The following is a 23,744-nucleotide window of genomic DNA, read 5'->3' as shown; positions in this document are numbered from 1 at the left end:
GAGGTGGCCGTCCGCGCCTAGGATGGTCGGCATGCGATTCGCCAAGGGCCACGGAACAGAGAACGACTTCGTGATCCTCCCCGACCCCGACGGGGAGCTGGACCTCACGGAGGAGGCCGTCCGCCTGCTGTGCGACCGCCGGGCCGGGATCGGCGCGGACGGCGTCCTGCGGGTGGTGCGCACGCGCGCCCTCGGTGAGGCCCTCGCCCCGGCCGCCCGCACGGCCGAGCGCTCCGAGTGGTTCATGGACTACCGCAACGCCGACGGGAGCGTCGCCGAGATGTGCGGCAACGGTGTGCGGGTCTTCGCCCGCTACCTGCTGCACGCCGGGCTCGTCGAGGGAGACCGCTTCGAGGTGGGCACCCGCGACGGGGCCAAGGAGGTCCAGGTGGAGGCCGACGGCGGCATCACCATAGACATGGGCCGCGTGGAGATGCAGGGGACCTCCTCCGCCAAGCTCGCCCGGCAGGTGGTGCACGGTGAGCAGATCTCCGTGGGCAACCCGCACCTGGCCTGCGAGGTGGCCGTGCCGGTCGTCGAGGTGGACCTGAGTGAGCTGCCGGTGCTGGACGTGGAGGCCTTTCCCGCCGGAGCGAACGTCGAGGTGTACCGCGAGGTGGCTCCGGGCGTGCTGGAGATGCGCGTGTACGAGAGGGGATCCGGGGAGACCCGCTCCTGCGGGACCGGGATCGTCGCCGCCGCTGCCGCCGCCACCCCCCGTGGGGAGAGCGCGACCTGGAGGGTGCGGGTCCTCGGGGGCGAGTGCACTGTTCTCCTGGACGCGGACGGCGCGAGGCTGAGCGGCCCGGCCGTCATCGTGGCCGAGGGTGAGACGAGCCTGATCTGACCCCCGGATGAGGTCGCGAGCCTCAGCCGGAGGGTTGAGGGCGCGTGGTCGCGCTCGACCACCACGGCTCGCCCCGCCGACCCCGAACGCTCACCGGCGCCCTAGCAGCTGCCCGATGGTCAACCCTCGCAGTGAGGCGTCCAGTACCCGGGCGGTGTGGGTCACCGCCACCGGCGAGCCCGCGCGGTCCATGGCGGAGGCTATCTGGAGCGAGCACCCCGGGTTCCCCGACACCAGGACGTCTGCGCCGGTGGAGGCCACGTCCCGCCCCTTGCGGTCGCCGAGCTCGCGGGCGGCCTCGGGCTTGAGCAGGTTGTACACCCCCGCCGAGCCGCAGCAGATCTCGCCGTTTGGCAGGTCGGACACGCGCAGCTCCGGAATCCCCGCGAGCAGGGCGCGGGGCGGCCGGGTGACGCCCTGGCCGTGGGAGAGGTGGCACGCGTCGTGGTAGGCCACGTGCAGGGGGAGGGGATGTCGCTCGGCCCGCGGTCCCAGCTCCACCAGGAACTCGGTGAGGTCCGCGACCAGCTCGGCCTGGGCGCGTCCCCGGCGCACCCAGGCCCGGTCCGCGCCCGCCTCGGCCAGGGTGCGGTCGAAGTGCTTCATGCCGGACCCGCACCCGGCCGAGTTGACTACGATCCGGTCCACCCGCTCGCGTTCGAACACCTCGATCAGGCTCCGGGCTAGGTCGGCCGACTCCTCCATCCGCCCGGCGTGCCCGGACAGGGCCCCGCAGCAGCCCTGGGCGCGGGGGATGACCACGTCACAGCCCTCCAGGGCCAGCACCCGCGCGGTCGCGGTGTTGACCTCGGGGAAGAACGCGCCCTGCACGCAGCCCACCAGCATGCCCACCCGCGTCCGTGCCCGCCCCACCGCGGGCACCAGCTCCGGCAGGGCGGGAGGGGGAGACGACAGCGGCGGCGAGATGCGCTCCATGGTGGCCAGGGCCGGGGAGACCCGCTCCAGCAGCCCCGTGCGCCGCACCAGCGAGGAGACGCCGCTGGCCTGGTAGGCGCGCAGCGGTCCGCGCAGCAGCCCCAGCCTGCGCCGGTACGGGAACAGCGCGAAGACCGCCCCGCGCAGCGCCCGCTCGCCCGCGGGCCGCTCGTGCTCCCTCTCCACCCGGTGCCGGGTGGTGTCGATGAGCGCGTCGTAGGCCACCCCCGAGGGGCAGGCGGACACGCACGCCAGGCAGCCCAGGCAGTTGTCGAAGTGTCCGACCGCGGCCTCGGTCAGCACGTCCTCGTCGTGCGTCTGCGCCATCAGGTGGATCCGCCCGCGCGGCGAGTCCATCTCCTGGCCCCACAGCACGTGCGTGGGGCAGGTGGGCAGGCAGAAACCGCAGTGGACGCAGTCGTTGAGCAGGTCGGAGAACAGCCGGTCGCGCTCGTCCGCGGTCGTCGGGTCGGTCACGGGCCCTCCAAGGGTGTGCGCACGTGTTCAGATGCCCCCCGCGAAGCGCCCGGGGGCCAGGCGGTGTCCGGGATCGAGGGAGTCCTTGACCGCCCGCATCAGCGGCAGTCCGGCGACCTCGCCCCACAGGTCCACACCGGCGGCGTGGACGTGCGGTTCCGCGCGCAGCAGGGTCATCGTCCAGCCGGGCACCGAGCGCACGCCGTCGAGCACGGCCGCCACCTCGGCGGCCCCGGCGCCCGGCGGGAAGGACGCGTACAGCGCGCCCGCCCGGGCCGAGCCGCTGACGTCCGCGCCGGACAGGTCGTGCACCCGCACCGCGGCCCGCACGCTCTCGGCGGGCGGCACCGACACCAGGGCGAGCGTGCCCTCGGCGGGCAGTACGCCCCAGCCCTCGGGCAGGGCGTCGGCCACCTCGGGCTCCGCGCCGGTGGCCGCGGCGATCTCGGCCACCCGCGACCCGACGCCGTCCGGGGTGCCCTCCAGCGCCACCCGCAGGCTCGCCGAGGGCCAGTCCAGCTCGACCGCCGCGGGCGTCGCCGTGCATCCGCGCAGTGCCTTCAGCAGGCTGTCGGCGTGTTCGGCGGAGGACGCGGGGAGGGTGAGCACGCGCAGGGCCCGGGGGAGCGGGTGCAGGCGGAAGGCCACCGAGGCGATCACGCCCAGGGTGCCCAGGCCGCCGGTGTGCAGCTTGGCCAGGTCGTACCCGGCCACGTTCTTGACCACCCGGCCTCCGCTGCGAGCCACCACGCCGTCGGCGCGCACCACCGTCATCCCGATGACCAGGTCGCGAAGCGCTCCGGTGAGCAGGCGGCGGGGGCCGCTCACGCCCGTGGCCACCATCCCGCCCACGGTGCCGCCCGTGCGCACGGGGTCCGCCGACAGCCGCTGCCCGGCGGCGGCCAGCACGTCGTACAGTTCGGCCACGGGGGTTCCCGCGCCGACCTCCACCACCAGGTCGCCCGCGATGTGCTCGATCCACGACAGGTCCGCGGTGTCCACGAGCAGGTCCAACCCGCGCGGGAGGCCGCCCCAGTCCAGGGCCGTGCCCCCGCCGCGCGCGACGACGGTCAGGCCCCGCCGGGCGGCGGACGCCATCACCCGGCCCAGAGCCCGGGTGTCGGCGGGACGCGCCACGCGCGCGGGGACGAGGCCGCCCACCGCGTCGGCGCCGGTCCCCTCCCGCTGGGCGCCGCCCCGGGCGTCCGGTCCCTCGACGAGTGTCACGCGTTCTCCCCCCGTGCCCGCGGTCCGCCCGCGCTTCAGAACTGCTCGGCCCTTCCCGCCTCCACCAGCGGGTGCACTCCCGTGCGCACCCCGGGCCGCTCGCCGCACAGGCGCGGGGTGGGCAGCAGCTTGTCCGGGTTGGCGATCCCGTCCGGGTCCAGGGCCCGACGGAACAGGTCGAAGGTGGCCAGGTCGTCGGGGCCGTACATGCGCGGCATCTTGCACGCCTTGTCCACGCCCACCCCGTGCTCGCCGGTGATGGAGCCGCCGTGTTCGATGCACAGGTCCAGGATGGCTCCGGAGACCTCCTCGGCCCGCTCCGCCGCGCCCGGCTCCGCGTCGTCGAAGAGCACGAGCGGGTGCAGGTTGCCGTCCCCGGCGTGGAAGACGTTGGCGACGCGGATACCCGAGGCCGCCGACAGTTCGGTGATGCGCCGCAGCACCTCGGGCAGGGCGGTGCGCGGCACGACGCCGTCCTGGACGATGTAGGCGGGGCTGATCCGGCCGACGGCGGCGAAGGCCGACTTGCGGCCCTTCCAGATCCGGGCGCGCTCGTCGGCGTCGTCGGCGGTGCGGGTCTCGAAGGCTCCCGCCTCCGCGCAAAGCCGGGTGACCTCGGCGAGCTGCGCCTCGACCTCCTCGGCGGGCCCGTCCAGCTCCACGACCAGCACGGCCGCGGCGCCCGCGGGGTAGTCGCAGGCCACGGCCCTCTCGGCGGCCTCGATGGCCAGCGCGTCCATCATCTCCACGGCCGAGGGCAGCACCCCGGCGGAGATGATGGAGCTGACCGCCCGGCCGCCGGCGTCCATCGAGGCGAACGCCGACAGCAGGGTGACGGTGCGTTCCGGCGACCGGGTGAGGCCGACGGTGATCCGTGTGGCCACGCCCAGGGTGCCCTCGGAGCCGATGAAGGCCCCGACGAGGTCGTAGCCGTGCGCGCCTGGGTTCTTGCCGCCCAGGCTCACCAGCTCGCCGGAGGGGGTGACGATGTCCAGGCCGCGCACGTGGTTGACGGTGAACCCGTACTTGAGGCAGTGGGCGCCGCCGGAGTTCTCTGCGACGTTGCCGCCCACGGAGCACACCTGCTGGCTGGAGGGGTCGGGCGCGTAGTAGTAGCCGTGGGGCGCGGCGGCGCGGGTGACGTCCAGGTTGGCCACACCGGGTTCGACGACCGCGCACTCGTTCTCGACGTCGATCTCCAGGACGCGGCGCATGCGCGAGGTGACCAGCAGGACGCCCTCGGCGTGGGGGAGCGCGCCCGCGGACAGGCCGGTGCCCGCGCCGCGCGGGACGAAGGGCACGCCGTTCTCGGCGCACAGGCGTACGACGGCGGCGACCTGGTCGGCGGTGGTGGGCAGCACCACGACGCCGGGGAGGGCGCGGTGGTGGGGCAGCCCGTCGCTCTCGTAGGTGCGGCGCCGGGCGGTGTCGGTGAGCACGCCGTCCTCGCCGCAGATCCGGCGCAGCCGCGGGACGAGTCCGGCCACGGCCGCCTGCGCCGTATCGGTCTCGGACATGGGCGCCTCCCGGTTCCACCTGCGCGGACACGGACGGTCCCGCCCGCTCGCGGACGCGACCTCGCAATGTGAACGTACGACTGCACCCCTCGCGTAGGCAAGGGGTGCAGTGGAAGTTGTCTTCCGTGTTATGAAATCAGTGTCGGGTCACGGCATGCGCTCGTAGGCGGGCAGCGTCAGGAAGTCGACGTACTCGTCGGCCAGGGCCACCTCGGTGAAGAGCTCTCCGGCCTGCTGGTACAGGTCCTCGTCGAAGTCCGCGCCCAGCTGCTCGCGGATGGCGGCTAGCTCCTCGTCGATGATTCCCCGGACCAGGTCGGCGGTGACCTTGGGGCCGTTGTCGAGCGTGATGTCGTTGTGCAGCCACTGCCAGACCTGGGAGCGGGAGATCTCGGCGGTCGCGGCGTCCTCCATGAGGTTGTGGATGGCCACCGCGCCGTTGCCGCCCATCCACGTCGCCAGGTACTGCAGGGCGACGTTGACGTTGCCGCGCAGGCCCGCGAGGGTGACCCCGCCCGGGGTCCTGTCCACGGCCAGCAGGTCCTCGGCCGAGACCTCGACATCGGGGCGCTGCTTGTCGATCTGGTTGGGGCGCTCGCCCAGGACGCCGTCGAAGACCTCCATGGCCACCGGGACCAGGCCCGGGTGCGCGACCCAGGAACCGTCGAAGCCGTCGCCGGACTCGCGGGACTTGTCGTCGCGGACCTTGGCGAAGGCGGTCCTGTTGACCTCTTCGTCCTTGCGGGAGGGGATGAAGGCCGCCATGCCGCCGATGGCGTGGGCGCCGCGCTTGTGGCAGGTCTTGACCAGCAGTTCGGTGTAGGCGCGCATCATCGGCGCGGTCATCGTGACGGCGTTGCGCTCGGGCAGCAGGAACCTGCGGCCGCGGGTGCGATGCGTCTTGATGATGCTGAACAGGTAGTCCCAGCGGCCCGCGTTGAGGCCCGCGGAGTGCTCGCGCAGCTCGTAGAGGATCTCCTCCATCTCGAACGCGGCCGGGATGGTCTCGATGAGGCAGGTCGCGCGGATGGTGCCGCGCGCGATGCCCAGGCGCTCCTGTGCCAGGACGAAGACGTCGTTCCACAGGCGCGCCTCGAGGTGGCTCTGCATCTTGGGCAGGTAGAAGTAGGGGCCCCTGCCCTTGTCGATCTGGCGCTGGGCGCAGTGGAAGAAGTAGAGGGCGAAGTCCAGCAGGCCGCCGCTGACGCGCTCGCCGTCCACGAGGACGTGCTTCTCGTCCAGGTGCCAGCCGCGCGGGCGGACGACGACGGTGGCGAGCTCGCCGTCCTCCTTCAGGGCGTAGGCCTTGCCCTGGGGGGAGGTGAAGTCGATGGTGCGGTCGAGGGCGTCGCGCAGGTTGAGCTGGCCCCCGATCATGTTCTCCCACAGCGGGGTGTTGGCGTCCTCGAAGTCTGCCAGCCACACCTTGGCGCCTGAGTTGAGCGCGTTGATGGTCATCTTGCGGTCGGTGGGGCCGGTGATCTCCACTCGGCGGTCCGTGATGCCCGGGGCGGGAGGGGCGACCCGCCAGCTGTCGTCCTCACGGATGTGCTTGGTCTCGGGGAGGAAGTCGAGGTCGGCTCCGGCCGAGATCTGCTCCTGCCTGGCCACCCGGGCCTGTAGGAGCTCCTGACGGCGCGCCTCGAAGGCGCGGTGCAGTTCGGCGACGAGGGCGAGGGCGTCCTCGGTGAGGATTTCGTCGAACCGTTCGTGGAGGGGGCCGGTGATCTCGACCCCGTGCGTGGCGCCCATGGAAAACCTTCCGCAATACGAAATAAGCTTCTGGTATGTGGAAAACGAAGCTACCGCCCGGTTCGCGGACGGTCAACGTCGCGCGTGTCTCACTGACCGGGGAGTTTCCCTGGACGGGAAGGTCGCGAAAACTTCTCCCGCGGCGTCGGCGCCCGTCGTCGGGACGGACACGGGACCCGGCTCGGGTCCCGTGGAGTGTCGTGCCCGCCGTGCCCTGCGATAATTCAGGTGCCCCCGTGGAGGCGAGATGCCACCATCGACAGGGCACCCGCCACCGCCCGGTCGCGGGAAGAATCGGGACGGCGGCCACGTTGACCCACCTGGAGGGATATGAATACAGCTGACACCCGCGGAAGCGTCCACGACGGCCACGAGGCCGAGGACGCGTTCCGCGAGGCGATCACCGTCGGGGACGGGGTCGACGCACACGACGCGTCCCGCGAGGCCGGGGCCACCGGCGGTGACCGCTACGACGACCCGGACAACGCCCCCGACCAGGGCGAGATGGAACTCGCCGAGCGCCACGCGCTGCGCCGGGTTCCGGGACTGTCCACCGAACTCACCGACGTCACCGAGGTCGAGTACCGCTCCCTGAGGCTGGAGCGCGTCATCCTCATCGGCGTGTGGACCAGCGGCTCACAGACCGACGCGGACAACTCGCTCACCGAGCTCGCCGCCCTGTCCGAGACCGCGGGCGCGCTCGTGCTGGAGGGGGTCACCCAGCGCCGCTCCAAGCCCGACCCCGCCACCTACGTCGGCAAGGGCAAGGCCGCCGAACTGCGCGACATCGTGGAGGCCACCGGCGCCGACACCGTGATCTGTGACGGGGAGCTCACGCCCGGCCAGCTGCGCCAGCTGGAGGACGTGGTCAAGGTCAAGGTGATCGACCGCACGGCCCTGATCCTGGACATCTTCGCCCAGCACGCGCGCAGCAGCGAGGGCAAGGCCCAGGTCGAGCTCGCCCAGCTCAGCTACCTGCTGCCGCGACTGCGCGGCTGGGGTGACGCCCTGTCCCGTCAGGCGGGCGGCTCCGGCGGCGGTGGCGCGGGCGGCGGCGTGGGACTGCGCGGCCCGGGTGAGACCAAGATCGAGACCGACCGTCGGCGCATCAACGACAAGATGGCCAAGCTGCGCCGCCAGCTCGCCCACATGCGCACCGCCCGCGACGTCAAGCGCGACGTCCGGCGCACCCGCTCGGTGCCGTCCGTGGCCATCGCCGGGTACACCAACGCGGGCAAGTCGAGCCTGCTCAACCGGCTGACCGGTGCCGGAGTCCTGGTCGAGAACGCCCTGTTCGCCACCCTGGACCCGACCGTGCGCCAGGCCCGCACGCCCGACGGCCGCGGGTTCACGCTCAGCGACACAGTCGGCTTCGTCCGGCACCTGCCGCACCAGCTCGTGGAGGCCTTCCGCTCCACCCTGGAGGAGGTCGCCGACTCCGACCTGGTCCTGCACGTGGTCGACGGGTCCCACCCCGACCCCGAGAGCCAGATCAGCGCGGTCCGGCACGTCTTCGCCGACATCGACGCCGGTGACGTGCCCGAGCTCATCGTGGTCAACAAGGTGGACGCCGCCGACCCCGACGTGCTCAAGGCGCTGCGCACCCGCTACCCGGACATGGTCGAGGTGTCGGCCCGTACCGGCGAGGGCGTCCCCGCGCTGGTGGAGGCGGTCGCCGCGGCGCTGCCCGAGCTGGCGCACGAGGTCCGGGCGCTCGTCCCGTACTCGCGGGGCGACCTCATCGCCCGGATCCACGAGGAGGGGCGCATCCTCAGCGAGGAGCACACCGCCGAGGGCACGGCGATCCACGCCTTCGTGCCTGCCCTGCTCGCGGGCAGACTCGACGAGTACACGCCCAGCACGGCCTGAGGCACGCGCGGCCCGCCGCGCACGGCCGGGGCGCCCCCTCACCGGGCGCCCCGGCCCCGCCGTGTCCGGAGGCGGGCCCCGGCGGCGCACGGACGCCTCCCCGTCCGGTCGGCGCACGCGAACACCCAGACCACCGGGGCCGCCGATGGCACCGGTCACCCGGTGCGCTCGCGGCCTTTGTCGGGCGACCGTCCTATTCGTCCTTCCGGGGAGGTGTACACGGAGTCCGCGGATGGACTACGGTTTTGGAGCACTGGCCGCCAGTGGCCGCTGTCCCGCGACAGCCGCCCCCTGTACCACTGTCACGGCACCGCGGCGGCCGCAGGCCGCCCCACCGGCTCCGTCGGACCGCTCCAGATACGAGGTCGCCATGCCCGCCCGTGTATCCCACGACCGTGTCCCGCAGTCGCACCGGTTGACCTGACCGGCGAGGGCGGACGACCCCATGACGGCGGTACTCCTCAGCAACATCGGTCGGCTGTGGACCGGGAGCGAGCTGATCACCAAGGCCGCGCTCCTGATGGACGACGACCGGGTGGCCTGGGTCGGGCCCGCCGCCGAGCTCCCCCAGAGCGTCCCGGGCGTGGTGGACGACCTCACCGACGTCGACGACGTCGTCAACATCGGCGGCGGCATGATCACCCCCGGGCTGATCGACGCCCACTGCCACCCCGTGTACGCGGGGGACCGCTACGCCGAGGTCAACATGTGGGCCAAGGGCGCCTCCAAGGGGGACATCTTCGCGGCCGGGGGCGGTGTCTCCACCACCGTCACCATCACCCGCGGTACCGACCCCTGGACCCTGTGCAACGCGGTCCGCGAACGGCTCCGGCACTGGGTGCTGACCGGTACCACCACCGTGGAGGCCAAGACCGGCTACCACCTGACCAGGGACGGCGAACTGGCCGACGTGCGCCTGCTGCGCTCCCTGGAGGAGGAACCGGGCATGCCGCGCCTGCACGTCACCTTCTTCCCCGCGCACGGGGTGCCGCCCGAGTTCTTCGGCAGACCCAGGGAGTACGCGGCCACCGCCGCCTCCTGGCTCAACGACGCCGCGCTGGCCGGTGCCGACGGGGTGGACGTGTACTGCGACAACCAGCAGTTCACCACCGAGGACGCCCGCATGCTGCTGGGGGTGGGCCAGACCGCGGGACTGCGCACCACCCTGCACGCCTGCTCGCGCCCCCGGCACGGCGCCGTGCGCATGGCCGCCGAGATGGGCTGCTCCTCCGTGGACCTGCTGCACGAGACCGACGAGCAGGACGTCCTGGCGCTGGCCGCCACCCGCACGCCGGTGGTGGCCTGCCCGACGACCTCGCTGCACGAGCGCCGCACACCGCCGGTGCGTGCGCTGCTCGACCACGGCGTGCCCATCGGTCTGGGCACCGACCACAACCCCGGCCAGTCGGGCACGATGTCGATGCCCCTGGTGATCTCGCTGGCCATCTCCATGTTCGAGATGACCGTGCAGGAGGCCCTGCACGCCGCCACGGTGGGCAGCGCACGCGCCCTGGGCCTGACCGACCGGGGCGTGCTCGCGCCCGGCAGCCTGGCCGACCTCGTCCAGTGGGACGCCGACCACGAGGGCGCCTTCGCCTGGTCGATGGGCCTCAACACCCTGCGGGTGTGGCAGGGCGGCAGGACCATCCGCTGAGGCGGCGCCTCCGCCGCCCGAAGCGGCCCTTCGGGCCCGCCGCTAACGCCTGCCGCGGGCCCGGGCGATCTCGATGACGGCCCGCTCCAGCGCGTACTCGGGGTCGCGTCCGGCGCCCTTGATGAGCGCGTCGGTCTCGGCGACCACCGCCATGGCGCGGGTGACGCCCGCCGGGCTCCACCCCCGCGCCTGCTGACGCAGGGTCCGCAGCTTCCACGGCGGGACCCTGGCGCGCTTGGCCAGGTCCGCCTCGGACATGCCGCGCGGCGGCTGGGCGGCCACGGCGATACCGCGCACCGCACCGGCCAACGCGCTGTTGATCAGCACCGGGGCCGTACCCACCGCCAGCGACCAGCGCAACTGCTCCAGCGCCTCGGGCAGGCGCCCCTCCACGGCGCGGTCGGCCACGGTGAAACCCGACGCCTCCGCCTTGCCGGAGTGGTACCTGGCCACCGCCGCGGCGTCCACCCGGCCCTCGGTGTCGGCGATCAGCTGGGTGCAGGCCGCCGCGATCTCGCGCAGCTCGCTGCCGACCGCGTCCACCAGCGCCTGCGCGGCGTCGGCGGTGATCTGGCGTCCCGCCTGGGAGAACTCGCCCTTGACGAAGGCCACCCGCTCGGCGGGTTTGCTCGGCCCCTTGCAGTCCACGCGGTGGGCACCCGCCTTGACCGCTGCCTGGAGCAGGGCCTTGCCCTTGTTGCCGCCCGCGTGGGTGAGCACGAGGTTGACGTCGTCGGCCGGGTCCCCGAGGTAGTCGGTGACGGTCGCCGCCAAGTCCTTGGTCAGGTCCTGGGACGAGCGCAGCACCACCACCCGCCGATCGCCGAACAGCGAGGGCGAGGTCACCTCGACGAGCGTGGACATCCCCACCTGGGCGGGCAGCAGGTCGTGGACGTCCACGCCGGGGTCGGCCTCGCGGACCGCCGCGACGACGGAGGCGACGGCCCGGTCGACGAGGAGTTCCTCGTCCCCGACGATGATCGTGAGCAGGGCGGGTGCAGGCATACACAGAGGATGCCACGCCCCACCGACCAGCCGGACGCCCGTCGCGCGCCCGGCGGGCACGCGACCGTCACATGGTCGGCGGGCGCGCTCCCGCCCCGTCGCCCGCACCGACCGTGACCGGTGAGCCCCGTACGCGGTGCCTCCCGCTCCCCCACCCCCTCACCGTGCCGTCCTCCGCCGCCCCGCCCCCCAGGGCGCCGCCTCCTACCGCGCGGGGTCGGGCCCGCGCACCACGGCCTGCCCGGGCCCGGAACCGCCGCCGTCCAGCACGGCCGCGTCCCCGTCCCGGTCGGTGCGCAGGTTCACCCGCGCCACCCGTTCCAGGATGTTCCAGGTGAACGGCGCCGGATGCCCGTAGGTGTTGTCCGCGCCCACCGAGGTCACCGACACCACCGGGGCGGCGGCCTCCAGGAAGGCCGGTTCCTGGCTCCCCGCCCCGTGGTGGGGCACAGCCAGCACGGTCACCCGCAACAGGTCGGCGTCCGGTCCCTCCAGCAGCCTTCTCTGCGCCTCCTCCTCGATGTCCCCGGTCAGCAGCACCGTCAGCGCCGCCCCGTCCGCCCGGACCACCACCGAAGTGTCGTTCACCGAGCCCGTGAAGCCGGGCACCGGCCACAGCACGCGCAGCAGCCACGTTCCCACCCTCAGCCGCTGGCCCCGTTCGGCCTCCAACAACCGCACCCCGGCGTCGGCCAGCAGCCGCCCCGTGGCGCTCTCCCCGAACCCCGGCGGCGCCAGCGCGGTCCCCACACTCCGGTGCCGCAGCACCCCGGGCGTGCCGTCCACGTGGTCGGCGTGGTCGTGGCTCAGAATCAGCAGCGGGACTTCGCGCACCCCCAGCCGCCCCAGGCAGTCGTCCACCCTGTCCGGGTCCTCCCCTGTGTCGGCGACCACCGCCGATCCCCGGCCCGCCGACAGCACGAAGGCGGTGCCCTGACCCACGTCGCACGCCACCAGCGCCCATCCCGGGGGCGGCCATCCGCCCGGCACGCACCGCGCGGCCAGGGCCAACAGCAGCACGGCCGCCACCACGGCTGCCACGACACGGCGCAACCGCCCGTGCGTGAAGACCAGCGCCGCCAGCACCGCGGCCAGTACCAGCCCTCCCACCGGATCCGACCGCCACGCCAGCGCGCCGTGCGGAACACGCGCGCCCGCACCGGCCACCGCCGCGATCCACGACACCCCCAGCCCGGGCAGGTGCGCGGCCACCGCCGCCGCCCCCGGCCACACCAGGGCCAGGGCCGCCACCGCGGTCCCCGCCACCGTCACCGCCGCGACCACCGGAGCGGCCAGCACGTTGGCCGGAACCGCGATCCACGACAGTTCGCCCGAGAGCAGGACCAGCACGGGGGAGACCGCCACCTGCGCGGCCAGGGCCACCGCCAGCGCCTCCGCCACCGGACGCGGCAGGCCCGCCGACCACGCCCGCGTCCACGGCGGCACCAGAAGCAGGATGCCCGCGGTCGCCAGCACCGACAGCGCGAACCCGAAGGAGGCGGCCAGTCCCGGGGCGACGAACAGCACCCCGACCACCGTGACGGCCAGCGCACCGAGTCCCGCGTGGGCGCGCCCGGTGGCCAGCGCCAGCAGACCCAGCGATCCCATGAACGCCGCGCGCACCACGCTCGGCTCCGGGCGGCACACCAGGACGAACACCCAGATCACCGCCGCGCCGCCCGCCACCGAGCACCACGGGGGCGCCCGCAGCAGCCGGGAGGCCGCCAGCACGAAGCCGGTGAGCACCGCCAGATTGGCTCCCGAGACGGTCAGCAGGTGCGTCATCCCGGTCTCCCGGAAGTCCTCGGCGGTCTCCGGCGGCACCCCGGACGCGTCGCCGACGATCAGCGCCGGGAGGAGCCCGTCCTCGGGCCGGGACAGCCCGGAGGAGGCCTCCCGCAGGCGCTCCCGCACCAGGTCGGCGAAGCTCTGCAGACCGCCGGGCCGCCCCACCTCCTCCGGCGGCCCGCGTACCAGGACCAGGGCGGCGGTGAGGGGGTCGTCCTCCGTGCCGAGGAAGACGCCCCGCGCCCGGAAGGTCTGCCCGGGCAGCAGTTCGCGCCAGTCCTCCTCCTGGGCCAGGACCACCACCGGCGCCGCGGACACGCGCTCGGTCCCCCCGGACCGCACCCACGCGGTACGGGCGTCGATCACCCAGGCCGCCCTGCCCGGCCGGGGAGTCCCCGACCGCGGCCGCGGATCGGACGTCACCACCGCCTCGAACTCCGCCTCGCGCCCATGCTCGGCGGCCTCCACGGCCGCGCTCCGCTCCACCCGGTGCACCTGCACACCGGCCACCGCCGCCACCGTGGCCACACAGGCCAGCGAAGCCGCCGCGGTGAGCGCCACCGCCTCCAGGGGCGCACGCGCGGCCGTCAGGAGCGCCACCGCAGCGCCCGCCCCCGCGATCCCGGCCAGGGACCAGGCGACCCACGGCGGGACGGCGAGCGCCGCCAGCGCGGCCACCCAGGCCGTCGCCGCGGGCGCCAGCAGGCGCGGATCGGGTGGCTTGTCCAGTCCGTAGGCGTCCGTCCCCAGCCATGTGGCCACCGCCGCTCACCCCACCGTCACGTGGGGTTGGAGGTCGGCGAGGATCTTGTCGCCGATCCGGTCCACGTTGACCAGGTCGTCGACGCTGCGGAAGGGGCCGTGCTCCTCGCGGTAGGAGACGATGTTGTCGGCGATCACCGTGCCGATCCCGGGCAGTGTCTCCAGTAAGGCCCGGTCCGCCCGGTTGATGTCCACCAGCCCTCCGGCGCCCTGGGGACCGCTTCCGGTGACGCCCGCGCCCGCGGGCACGGGGACGCCCACCAGGACCTGTTCGCCGTCGACCAGCGGACGGGCCAGGTTGAGCAGGTCGAGGTCGGCGTCGGGCAGCGCGCCACCGGCCTCCTCCACGGCGTCGGCCACCCGCGACCCCGAAGGGAGCGTGTACAGCCCGGGGTCGGACACCTCACCGCCCACGTGCACCACGAGGTCCTCCTCCGGGGCCGCGTCCCCGGCCCCTCCGCTGTCCGCGCCCCCGGCCTCCGTCCCCGCCTCCCGCGCCGGGGACTGCGCGCCGTCGCCCTCCGCCGCGGGTACGTGCTCGGGCGCGGCACGGGTGACCATCTCGGGGGCGGGCACCGTGGTCGGCCGGTGGTACAGGGCCAGCACCAGCACGACGGCCAGGGCGCCCAGCACGGCCAGGACGATGACCGCCCGCCGGGACAGCGCCGCCCGGGGCGGCCACCGCCGGGCCAGCCGTTCCAGGAGCGGGCCGGAGGGCTCGGGGCCGAACTCCGCGTACCCCGACGGCGGGCGTTCCGGGCGCCGGTGCCGTCCCCCCGCCGGGTCGGGCCACGGGCCCGGACCGGGAGTGCCCTCCGACGCGCCGACACGACGGGCGGACGGGACGGTTCCGCGGTCCGGGGCCTCCCCGGTGCCCCGCTTCGCGGACCCCCCGGAACCCGCGGGCCTTCCGCCCCGGTCATCCCCGCAGGTCCGCGGTAGGGGCACGGTCGCCGGTCCGGTCCGGTCCTCCCCGGACGGATTCCGCGCCGCCGTCGACCCGGCCGGAGAGGGGCGCGGGGGAGCGGCCGCGCCGAGCAGGTCGTCGGGGTGGCGCTCGGGCCAGGACTCCGAGGGCACGGGACCCGTGCCGGGAGCGGGCGGCGTGTCCGGAGGACGGCGGCTACCGGCCTCGGCGCCTCCCGGGGGCCGCCGCCTTCCGGTCGTCCCCCGGGCGGGCCCGGCCGAGAAGCGGCCTTCCTCCCCGGGGACGGTCGTGCCCGGGGCGTCCGGCCTGGTCCGGCTCCGGCCCGGGCGGTCACCGGAGGCGTTCCCGCCCCGGTGCTCTGGGGCAGGAGCCCGGGCCCCGGCGCCCTCCGGGGCGTCCGGCCACCGGCCCTCGGGGGCCGGACCCCCGCGCGAAGCGGCCTCGGGGCGGCCCGCGCCCTCCGGGCGGGGCTCGCCGCCGGACGCCGCCGACCGGTACGGGGCGTGCGTCCCGGCCACCGCGTACGGCGCGCTCGGGATCGGCGGGACACCGAGGGCAGGCGGCGCGGGTTGCGGGTGCGAGCGGTGGATACGCGCGCGCAGCCGCCGGGCGGCGGGTGAGGCGTCCAGGGTGAGCGCGCGGAGCCGGTCCTGCTGGTCGGTCGAGGGGGAGTGGCGCCGGTTGCGGCGCGGAACAGTCATAAGACCACGTTAGGAAGCCGGGAACGCTGTGTCAGCAGCCGATTCCAGGCTGTGGACAACCCTCGTCCGGGCTTCCGCGCCCAGCGCGGGGGCGGCGGGGGACAACGCCGGGCGCACGAGAAAACCCGGCCCGGTGCACGTGCACCGGGCCGGGTCGAGCCTCAGTCTCAGGCGGACTGCAGGGCGTGCAGACGCTTGGCGATCGCGCTCTTGCGGTTCGCGGCCTGGTTCTGGTGGATGACGCCCTTGCTGGTGGCCTTGTCCAGCGCGCGAGCGGCGGCGCGCTGGGCGACGGTGGCCTTCTCGACGTCCCCGGCCTCGGCAGCCTCACGGAACTTGCGGACGGCCGTCTTCAGCGAGGAGCGCACCGCCTGGTTGCGGACACGAGCCTTCTCGTTCTGCCGAATGCGCTTCTTCTGCGACTTGATGTTCGCCATGCGAAAACGTGCTCCAGTTGATCTTGGTCATCGCGCCGACCGGACCAGGCGGCCCGACCCGCGGGCAGCCGTTCCGCGAGGGGCCGGCGTGGGCGCCGACGCAGGGTGTGTGAGTCCACAGGGCCCGAGGCCAATGTGGAAGTCCGAGACACGGACTTCCAGTATGCCTCACACGGGGTACCGCTCAGGCACCACCTGCCCCCATGGAATCCGTGACGATGCCGGGAGGACGTTTGCGGGGGCTCTGCCACGTACCGTTGCGGTCCCGTGCGGCACACGCGCGGAGCGGCGGCGACTCCACCGCCCCGTCCACGGGTCTCCGGGGAGCGCCGCTCAGGACAGCAGCCACCCCTCCGTGTAGGCCGTCACGTCCTCCTCGGTCGCCTCGTCCCCCAGGTAGAAGGCCACCCCCAGGGTCATCCCCTCCGGCGGCCCGGCCTCGGTCACGCCCAGTCGGACGGCCTCCAGCGCGGTCGCCAACGACTCGTCCGACTCCTCCGGAGCCCACTCGCCGTCGCCGTACGCGGGCAGCCCGAACCGCACCGCCACGCCCTCGTGGGCGCGCAGGGCCGTCACCGCCTCGGTCACCTGCCGCACCATGAACCCGCCGTACAGCGCGTCGCCGGGCATCCCCGCGCCCACGCCCGGCAGCACCACCTCGTCGGCGTGCTCGGCCACCCGGTCCAGGTAGCCCTTGGACCAGTACTTCTCCCCGCGCTCCATGACGAAGGAGGGCACCCGTCCGCCCGGCACCAGCTCCACGTGGTGGGCCTGCACCGACAGCACGGGTTCCCCGCCGAGCTCCTCGCGCACCATCGACACGAGCGTGGGCATCGACGGGTCGTTCACGGTCACCGGACGGATCTCCAGGTGCACGCCCGCGAACCCGTCCGCGGCCACCTCGGCGACCGCCGGGGCGAGCGCCGCGCGGGCCTGTTCGCCGAGCCGGTCCCGCAGCAGCGAGGACCCGCTCTCCACGTGCCGCAGCCACGCCAGCGCGCGCACGTCGGGGTACTCCCGCTCCAGCCAGGACAGCAGGGAACCGGTGTCCTCCACCCGCTCGACCGCGCCCTCGGCGTCGATCTCGCCCGCGTACACGTACACCGTGTCCACCCCGCCGGTGTCGAGCACCCGCGCCAGGGGGCCGGTGTCCTCCCAGGAGCCCACCCACGCCGCGTCGGAGCCCCGCGAGGCCGCCCACGGCTCCGGTTCACCCGAGAACTGGAAGGCCAGCAGGGCCCCAGCGCCGACCACCACGACCGCGATCGCGGCCACACCCGCCAGCAACCGTGTCAACAGCCACTTCAACCGCCCGCTCCTCCCACGTCCGGACCGCGGGCGATCCCCGCCCGCCACCGCCCCCGACGGCGGCGCCGCGCGCCCGGCGCCCGCCCGCACGGCCCGTTCCCGGTCCCGGGTCACATAATCTGGACACCAGACCCGCGCCCCATACTGCCGCACGGGCCGCTGCCGTCACCGAGAGAGGGCACCCGGCCGCCGTGGGATGATGGACGACGCCGTCGGCCCCCGCCGCGGCGGGGCGACACCGCCGCCAGGCGCACACGACCCGGACCCGACCTGTGAACGGAGCACGGTGGCACAGCCGAACTGGACCGATCCCGCGCTGATCCGCAACTTCTGCATCATCGCGCACATCGACCATGGCAAGTCGACGCTGGCCGACCGGATGCTCCAGATCACCGGTGTCGTCGAGGACCGCCAGATGCGCGCCCAGTACCTGGACCGCATGGACATCGAGCGCGAGCGCGGCATCACCATCAAGTCGCAGGCGGTGCGCATCCCCTTCACCGCCCTCGACGACCGGACCTACACGCTCGACCTCATCGACACCCCCGGGCACGTCGACTTCACCTACGAGGTCTCGCGCTCCCTGGCCGCCTGCGAGGGCGCCGTCCTGCTGGTGGACGCCGCGCAGGGCATCGAGGCGCAGACCCTGGCCAACCTGTACATGGCCCTGGAGAACGACCTCACCATCATCCCGGTGCTCAACAAGATCGACCTCCCGGCCGCGCAGCCGGAGAAGTACGCCGAGGAGCTGGCCGGGATCATCGGCTGCGAGCCCTCCGACGTGCTCAAGGTCAGCGCCAAGACGGGCGAGGGCGTCGAGGAGCTCCTCAACGAGATCGTCAACCAGATCCCGCAGCCCGTCGGCGACGCCGACGCCCCGGCCCGCGCGATGATCTTCGACTCGGTCTACGACACCTACCGGGGCGTGGTCACCTACGTCCGGGTGATCGACGGCAAGCTCAGCCCGCGCGAGCGCATCCAGATGATGTCCACCCGCGCCTCGCACGAGATCCTGGAGATCGGCGTCAGCTCGCCCGAGCCCACCAAGTGCGACGGTCTGGGGGTGGGAGAGGTCGGCTACATCATCACCGGCGTCAAGGACGTGCGCCAGTCCAAGGTCGGTGACACCATCACCTCCCTCAACCGGCCCGCGACCGAGATGCTGTCCGGGTACCGCGAGCCCAAGCCCATGGTGTTCTCGGGCCTGTACCCGATCGAGGGCACCGACTACCCGGTGCTGCGCGACGCCCTGGAGAAGCTCCAGCTCAACGACGCCGCCCTGGCCTTCGAGCCGGAGACCTCCGCCGCCCTGGGCTTCGGCTTCCGCTGCGGCTTCCTGGGCCTGCTGCACCTGGAGATCACCCGGGCCCGCCTGGAGCGCGAGTTCAACCTCGACCTCATCTCCACCGCCCCCAACGTCATCTACCGGGTGGACATGGAGGACGGCACCGAGCACGTGGTGACCAACCCCAGCGAGTTCCCCGCCGGGAAGATCGACTCCATCTACGAGCCCATGGTCAAGGCCACCGTTCTCAGCCCCGCCGACCACATCGGCCAGATCATGGAGCTGTGCCAGGAGCGGCGCGGCGACCTCCAGGGCATGGACTACCTGTCCGAGGACCGCGTGGAGATGCGCTACACGCTGCCCCTGGCCGAGATCGTCTTCGACTTCTTCGACCACCTCAAGTCCCGTACCAAGGGCTACGCGTCACTGGACTACGAGCCCACCGGCGAGAAGGCCTCCGACCTGGTCAAGGTGGACATCCTGCTCCAGGGCGAGGCCGTCGACGCCTTCTCCGCCATCGTGCACAAGGACAAGGCCTACGCCTACGGCGTGGAGATGACCAAGAAGCTGCGCGAGCTCATCCCCCGGCAGCAGTTCGAGGTGCCCATCCAGGCCGCCATCGGCGCCCGGGTGATCGCCCGCGAGAACATCCGCGCCATCCGCAAGGACGTGCTCTCCAAGTGCTACGGCGGCGACATCAGCCGTAAGCGCAAGCTGCTGGAGAAGCAGAAGGAGGGCAAGAAGCGGATGAAGATGGTCGGCCGGGTCGAGGTGCCCCAGGAGGCCTTCATCTCCGCGCTGTCCACCGACACCGGCGGCTCCGACGACAAGAAGAAGAAGTAGTCCCGCCCGCACACGGCGGACGTGGAGGGGGCGCCCCGAGCCGGGGCGCCCCCTCCGCGTTCTCCTCGGTACCGACCGATCAGCCCTTGACCGCTCCCGCGGTCAGTCCCTCGGTGATGTAGCGCTGGAGGAACCAGAACACCGCCAGGGTGGGCAGGGACAGCATGATCGCGCCCACCGCGAACATCCCGAAGTTGGCGTTGCGCTGCGAGGCCACCAGCTGGTACAGGCCCAGGCCCAGCGTCTTGGCGTCGGTGTCGCGCAGGAACACGCTCGCCATCAGGAACTCGTTGATCGTGGAGATGAACACCAGCAGGCCCACGATCGCCAGCACCGGCGTGACCAGCGGCAGCATGATCCGGAAGAACACCTGCGCGTGCGAGGCCCCGTCCATCTGCGCGGACTCGTCCAGCTCCTTCGGCACGGTGTCGAAGAAGCCCTTCATCAGCCACGTGTTGATGCTCAGCGCGCCGCCCAGGTAGACCAGCAGCAGCCCCCACCGGGTGTCGAAGCCGATCGACGGGTAGTACTCGCCGATCGTGGAGAACATCAGGTAGATCGCCACGATCGCCAGGAACTGCGGGAACATCTGGATCACCAGCAGCCCGATCAGCCCCACCCGGCGGCCCCGGAACCGCATGCGGCTGAACGCGTACGCGGCCAGCGCCGACAGCAGCACCGTCACGGCCGCGTTGGCGAAGGCGAAGAACAGCGAGTTCGCGTACCAGGTGGTGAACGGGGTGTTGCTGAACAGGTCCACGGCGTTGTCCAGGCTGGCCCCGGTCGGCCACAGTCGCGCGCTGGACAGCGTGCCCAGCGGGTTGAGCGCCGCCGACACCACGAACAGCACCGGGAAGAGCGCGAACGCCACGACCAGCAGCATCACCACGTGGCGCCAGCCGTACCTGCGGGCCCACAGGCCCAGACGGACTCCGGTACCGCGCCGGTGGGGCGCGCGCACCGCGTCCGGGGTCGCGACCGCCATCAGTCCACCTCCTTGAGGGCCTTGCTCCTGCTGAGGCTGACCACCGACATCACCGACACGATCAGGAAGATCATCACCGACAGCGCCGCCGCGTACCCGTACTGGGCGGTGGCCTCGTTGAAGGCGAGCCGGTAGGTGTAGGTGATGAGCAGGTCGGTGGCCCCGGCCGTCGGGCTCTCCGGGGAGAAGGGCCCGCCCTGGCTGATCAGCCACACCGCGTTGAAGTTGTTGAAGTTGAACGCGAACGTCGAGACCAGGATCGGCGTCATCGCCACCATCAGAAGCGGCAGGGTGACGTGGCGGAAGGCCTGCCAGGGGCCCGCGCCGTCGATCTGCGCCGCCTGGCCCAGCTCGCGCGGGACTGCCTGGAGGGCTCCCGTGGCCACCAGGAACATGTACGGGTAGCCCAGCCAGACGTTGGCCAGGATCACCGCCGCCCGGGCCGACCACGCGTCGCCCAGCCAGTCCACCTCCAGGCCGAGCACCCGGTTGAACAGGCCGAAGTCGGTGTTGAACATGTCCCGCCACAGCAGGAACATGGCCAGCGAGCTCATCGCGTACGGCAGGACCACCAGGATCCGGTACACGACCTTGCCGCGCAGCCCGGGCACGTGCAGGGTGAGCGCGATCGCCAGGCCCACCACGAACACCAGGAAGGTGACGGAGGCGGCGAAGGCGATGTTCCACACCAGGATGCTGAAGAACGACGACGCGAAGGTCGGGTTGAACAGGAAGCGGGCGAAGTTGTCGAAGCCCACCCCGACCTGCCAGCCCTGGGCCAGCCGCTCCCCGTCCTCGTTGTAGAACGCGCCCCGCTCGTCGTCCGCGCGGTAGACGATCCCGGTCTCGGCGTCGGTGACGCAGTCGCACCCGGCGTCGTAGGCGCGGGTCGCGGTCCCCTCGAAGGCGGTGGACAGGCCGCTGGAGCGGATGCCCGTGCCGCTGCCGGTGGGCACCGCGAACGCCTGGAGCTCGTCGCTGCGCGCGTTGACCTGGGTGGGGGACAGGATCGTGTACCCGAAGGCCTCGGTGATCTTGCCCGAGGGCTCCACGGTCGCGCCGTCGAGCTCGCTGAGCCCCTCCTCGGTCCCGGCGTAGGCCTGTCCCTCGGGGTCGGTGAGCAGGAAGGCCAGCTCACCGGTCTCGGGCGAGCCGGTGACCGCCACGGTCAGGGTGTACTCCTCGGCCCCGTCCGGACTGCTCACCGAGTAGGCCTCGATGGAGGCGATGGCCTGTTCCTTGTCGCTCCGGTGGCCGTCGCTGAGGTTGGTCACCGAGGTGCTCATCGTGTAGAGCACCGGCAGGATCTGGAAGGCGGTCAGGAACAGCACGCCCGGGACCAGGTACTTGGCCGGGACGGTGCGCTTGGACAGGTAGACCCGGTAGACGAGGCCGACCACGGCCACGACCAGGCCGATGCCCCACCAGTTGCCCGCCACGTACAGGGGCAGCACCGCCCACACGCCCAGGGCTGTGAACAGGCCCAGCAGGGCGATCTTGACCAGCTGCCCGGCCAGTGAACCGTTCCCGGCGAACCGGCCGCCCGGGAGGGGCGTGCGGGCGGGCGCCCCCGGTGAGGGAGCGCCCGCTGTCTTGTTGGACGCCACCGCTACTCGCCGATCTGCGAGGCGATCGTTTCGTGGGCGGCCTCCATGGCCTCGCGCACGTCATCGCCGGCGACGACGGCGGCCTGGGCGATGCCGAGCGGCTCCCACGTCTCGCCCATCTCCGGGATGGAGGGCATCGGCATGCCCTCGGCCCCGGCCTCGGAGATCGCGGCGATGGCGGGGTCGTCCGCCGAGACGCTCTCCAGGGCCTCGGTCTGCACCGGCATGCGGGGGTCGGCCTCGTAGAGGCTGAGGACGAAGTCGGTGTCGGTGACGTAGTTGGTCACGAACTCCTGGGCCAGGGCGCTGTTGGCACTGCCCTCGGTGACGAAGAACGCCTGGTAGCCGATGTAGGGGCTGGCGGGCTCCTCGCCCTCGAAGCCGGGGATGGGGCTGATCTCGTAGTCGACGCCCGCCTCGTTGGCGTCGGCGACGTTCCACGGGCCCGCGACGAAGAAGGGGGCCTCGCCCTCGTAGAACAGGGAGGCGTCGTTCTCCAGGGTGATGGAGCGGCGCAGCACGCCCTCTCCCGCCTCGCCGTACTCGGCGACCTTCTCCATGGCCTCGATGGACTCGTCGGTGCCCACGCCCAGGTCTGTCGGGTCCCAGTTGCCCTCCTCGTCCTGGCCGAAGAGGTAGCCGCCCGCGGAGGTGAACAGGGCGTTCATGCGGTAGGGGTCGCCCTCCTGACCCACGGCCATGGACAGGACCTCGCTGGTCTCACCGGAGTCCTTGAGCTCGGTGCCGACCTCGACCATCTCCTCGAAGGTCGCGGGGGCGTCCGGTGCCAGGTCGGTGTTGCGCATGAGGAAGATGTTCTCCTGGGAGTAGGGAACACCGAAGAGCTGGCCGTCGTAGTCGAGGGCCTGCAAGGAGGTCTCGTCCAGGCCGGAGGCGCGGTCCTGGGGCAGCTCGATGGGCTGCACGGCGCCGTTGCGCACCAGGTTGCCCGTCCAGTCGTGGGCGCCGATGAAGACGTCGGGGGCGTTGCCGGCCTGGTGGGCGTTGAGCACGTCGCCCTGGATGTCGCCGAAGGTCAGGCCCTGGACCTCGACCTCGATGCCGTTGGCCTCGGCGAACTCCTGGGCCGCCGCCTCGATGGCGTCGGCGCGCTCGGGGTCGGACCAGATGACGAGGCTGCCCTCGGCGGAGGCCTCTCCGCCCTCGTCGCCGCCACTGCACGCGGTCGCCATCAATGCGATCGCGGCGATGCCCGTGACCGCTCGTGCGCTGCGGAATCTCATGCTGTCTTCCTTCCGGGAGGCCGTGCTGAGGGGGTCGCGCATGCGTTCCGGCCGTCGAGGGCATGCGTGGTGATGTGACGCTAGCAATAACTTGCAAGCTTTGAAAGAGTTTGCGGACCTCCCGCATAAAGATGTGGAAACGCCACGGAAACGGGGGCGTGACATCGTGCGCTGGGTAGCGGCGCGGTGACCGTTCGCTGATCGATCCTGTGATGGTCGGCGATTTCGTAACACCATTGAACACGCCGTAGTGGACCACTCGAACCCCGCTCGGGTCCGGTCCGCCCGGGGAGCGTTCCCGCCCGGGCGCACGGGGAGCGCGCATCTGCCCGCCGCTGGGGTCGGCGCGCGGCGGGCCGTGGCGTCGCGGCGCAGGGGGCGGGCCCCGCGCGGAGCGCGACCGCCCGCCCGCGGGGGTGGTGTGAAGCGTGCTTGCGGCGGCGACCGGGCGTCCGTGGAACCCGGGCCGCCGGAGGGTACGGAGGGGGTCTCCCGGAGCGCCCAGGTGTCAGCGAAGGGGTGCTGAACCGCGTCGGCCCGCGCCGCGGGCGGCGCCGGACACCGTGTCCGGG

Annotated in this window: 16 protein-coding genes; 4 read left to right on the top strand and 12 right to left on the bottom strand. The window is 72.9% G+C overall.

The genetic code is table 11. The annotated features are described in order from the left end of the window. The first annotated feature begins 22 nt into the window (after positions 1–22). Positions 23–847 (top strand): diaminopimelate epimerase, encoded by an 825-nt coding sequence (dapF, locus tag KGD83_RS22330; RefSeq protein ID WP_212641017.1) that lies wholly within the window; start codon positions 23–25, stop codon positions 845–847. Positions 848–937: 90 nt separating this feature from the next. Here dapF and KGD83_RS22325 read toward each other — a convergent pair whose 3' ends face one another. From KGD83_RS22325 to aceB, 4 genes are all read right to left on the bottom strand, one after another. Next, positions 938–2,260, bottom strand: a complete 1,323-nt coding sequence (locus KGD83_RS22325) for a (Fe-S)-binding protein (protein ID WP_212641016.1) — start codon at positions 2,258–2,260, stop codon at positions 938–940. 27 nt (positions 2,261–2,287) lie between these two features. Next, a complete protein-coding gene (locus KGD83_RS22320; RefSeq protein ID WP_212641015.1) occupies positions 2,288–3,487 on the bottom strand; it encodes an FAD-binding oxidoreductase in 1,200 nt (399 codons plus the stop codon). A 35-nt stretch (positions 3,488–3,522) separates the two neighbouring features. Beyond that, positions 3,523–5,004, bottom strand: coding sequence for an FAD-linked oxidase C-terminal domain-containing protein (locus tag KGD83_RS22315; RefSeq protein ID WP_212641014.1), 1,482 nt, complete (start codon positions 5,002–5,004; stop codon positions 3,523–3,525). Positions 5,005–5,151: 147 nt separating this feature from the next. After that, positions 5,152–6,756: a malate synthase A gene (aceB, locus tag KGD83_RS22310; protein WP_212641013.1), complete on the bottom strand. Its 1,605-nt coding sequence runs from the start codon at positions 6,754–6,756 to the stop codon at positions 5,152–5,154. A gap of 330 nt (positions 6,757–7,086) precedes the next feature. Here aceB and hflX point away from each other — a divergent pair, with 330 nt between their 5' ends. Beyond that, positions 7,087–8,625, top strand: coding sequence for a GTPase HflX (hflX, locus tag KGD83_RS22305; RefSeq protein WP_212641012.1), 1,539 nt, complete (start codon positions 7,087–7,089; stop codon positions 8,623–8,625). A gap of 445 nt (positions 8,626–9,070) precedes the next feature. After that, entirely contained in the window at positions 9,071–10,279 is a 1,209-nt protein-coding gene (locus KGD83_RS22300) for an amidohydrolase family protein (protein ID WP_212641011.1), read from the top strand. A gap of 42 nt (positions 10,280–10,321) precedes the next feature. Here KGD83_RS22300 and holA read toward each other — a convergent pair whose 3' ends face one another. The 5 genes from holA to KGD83_RS22275 form a co-directional block, all read right to left on the bottom strand. After that, a complete protein-coding gene (holA, locus tag KGD83_RS22295) occupies positions 10,322–11,284 on the bottom strand; it encodes a DNA polymerase III subunit delta (RefSeq protein WP_212641010.1) in 963 nt (320 codons plus the stop codon). Positions 11,285–11,488: 204 nt separating this feature from the next. Further along, positions 11,489–13,834: a ComEC/Rec2 family competence protein gene (locus KGD83_RS22290; RefSeq protein ID WP_212641009.1), complete on the bottom strand. Its 2,346-nt coding sequence runs from the start codon at positions 13,832–13,834 to the stop codon at positions 11,489–11,491. Between the two features lie 6 nt (positions 13,835–13,840). Next, the gene (locus tag KGD83_RS28810) at positions 13,841–15,463 is read right to left on the bottom strand and encodes a ComEA family DNA-binding protein (protein WP_249351993.1); all 1,623 of its coding nucleotides are present in this window, start codon (positions 15,461–15,463) and stop codon (positions 13,841–13,843) included. 167 nt (positions 15,464–15,630) lie between these two features. Beyond that, positions 15,631–15,900, bottom strand: coding sequence for a 30S ribosomal protein S20 (rpsT, locus tag KGD83_RS22280; protein WP_212641008.1), 270 nt, complete (start codon positions 15,898–15,900; stop codon positions 15,631–15,633). 333 nt (positions 15,901–16,233) lie between these two features. Beyond that, positions 16,234–17,208: a hypothetical protein gene (locus tag KGD83_RS22275; protein ID WP_212641007.1), complete on the bottom strand. Its 975-nt coding sequence runs from the start codon at positions 17,206–17,208 to the stop codon at positions 16,234–16,236. Between the two features lie 286 nt (positions 17,209–17,494). On the opposite strand from KGD83_RS22275, the gene lepA reads away from it, so the two are divergent. Then, positions 17,495–19,336, top strand: a complete 1,842-nt coding sequence (gene lepA, locus KGD83_RS22270; RefSeq protein WP_212641006.1) for a translation elongation factor 4 — start codon at positions 17,495–17,497, stop codon at positions 19,334–19,336. A 79-nt stretch (positions 19,337–19,415) separates the two neighbouring features. On the opposite strand, the gene KGD83_RS22265 is transcribed toward lepA, so the two are convergent. From KGD83_RS22265 to KGD83_RS22255, 3 genes are read right to left on the bottom strand one after another with little or no spacing between them, the layout of a single operon-like run. Further along, a complete protein-coding gene (locus KGD83_RS22265) occupies positions 19,416–20,321 on the bottom strand; it encodes a sugar ABC transporter permease (protein WP_212641005.1) in 906 nt (301 codons plus the stop codon). Continuing rightward, entirely contained in the window at positions 20,321–21,928 is a 1,608-nt protein-coding gene (locus KGD83_RS22260; protein ID WP_212641004.1) for an ABC transporter permease subunit, read from the bottom strand. The genes KGD83_RS22265 and KGD83_RS22260 overlap by 1 nt, the downstream gene beginning before the upstream one ends. A 2-nt stretch (positions 21,929–21,930) precedes the next feature. Further along, positions 21,931–23,172, bottom strand: coding sequence for a sugar ABC transporter substrate-binding protein (locus tag KGD83_RS22255; RefSeq protein WP_212641003.1), 1,242 nt, complete (start codon positions 23,170–23,172; stop codon positions 21,931–21,933). Positions 23,173–23,744: the final 572 nt, after the last annotated feature.

The organism is Nocardiopsis akebiae, assembly GCF_018316795.1.
GTDB classification, from domain to species: domain Bacteria; phylum Actinomycetota; class Actinomycetes; order Streptosporangiales; family Streptosporangiaceae; genus Nocardiopsis; species Nocardiopsis dassonvillei.
This window is presented reverse-complemented; position numbering and strand designations above follow the sequence as displayed.